This is a genomic window from Enterococcus cecorum (assembly GCF_052119425.1).
Lineage (GTDB): Bacteria > Bacillota > Bacilli > Lactobacillales > Enterococcaceae > Enterococcus_E > Enterococcus_E cecorum_C.
In genome coordinates this window covers 1-589 of the sequence record NZ_JBQKFH010000100.1, presented here as the reverse complement: position 1 = coordinate 589, position 589 = coordinate 1, and the positions used below count along the sequence as shown (strand labels likewise).

Genomic DNA, 589 nt, shown 5'->3' with positions numbered 1-589 from the left:
CGTTTTTTCTGATGATGACATCTTCGTTAACTCCTCAAGATTTTTCTTTATTATACGCGAAAAAAAGCCGACATTTCAATAGAAATGACGACTTTGACTCTCTAAAATTTTCGGTGTAATAGAAAATCCTTTCATTAACCATTCAACTTGTTCAGGCGTTAAAGCCTGGACCTCGGTAGTACTTCTTGGCCAAGTTAACTGTCCATTTTCAAAACGTTTATAAAGCAACCAGAAACCTTCACCATCCCAGTAGAGGGCTTTAAATCGATTACTTTTTCCACCACAAAAAAGAAAGACGGATTTTGAAAAAGGGTCTAAATCAAATTGCGAATGAATAAGGTAAGCCAGTGAATCGATTCCTTTTCGTAAATCCGTTTTCCCACAAACAATGTAGACGGGGCCTAGATCACTCAAGTTTAGTGCCATAAGCAAACACTCTTTCTAAAATTTCATTTCGTTGAGTGGCATCAAGTGATGAGAAAAAGCTGAGCTCAATAGGTCCCACTTTACAACGAAGCAATAGATCGTTTTTAGTTCGTTGCTTGAAGTGTTTCCTGTCATTTTTTGGCAGCTCTAAAGGGACAATTGG

Annotated in this window: 2 protein-coding genes; both read right to left on the bottom strand. The window is 37.7% G+C overall.

Annotated features, from left to right (window positions below; all coding sequences use genetic code 11):
• Positions 1-75: 75 nt before the first annotated feature.
• A complete protein-coding gene (gene tnpB / locus ACTQZM_RS11980; protein WP_441653892.1) occupies positions 76-426 on the bottom strand; it encodes an IS66 family insertion sequence element accessory protein TnpB in 351 nt (116 codons plus the stop codon).
• Positions 407-589 (bottom strand): hypothetical protein (locus ACTQZM_RS11975; RefSeq protein WP_441653891.1); only part of this gene is annotated, 183 nt, incomplete at its 5' end. The genes ACTQZM_RS11975 and tnpB, both read right to left, overlap by 20 nt.

Coding starts and splice junctions, on each gene's coding strand:
- tnpB (WP_441653892.1), bottom strand. CDS start 426: ATGGCACTAAACTTGAGTGATCTAGGCCCCGTCTACATTGTTTGTGGG.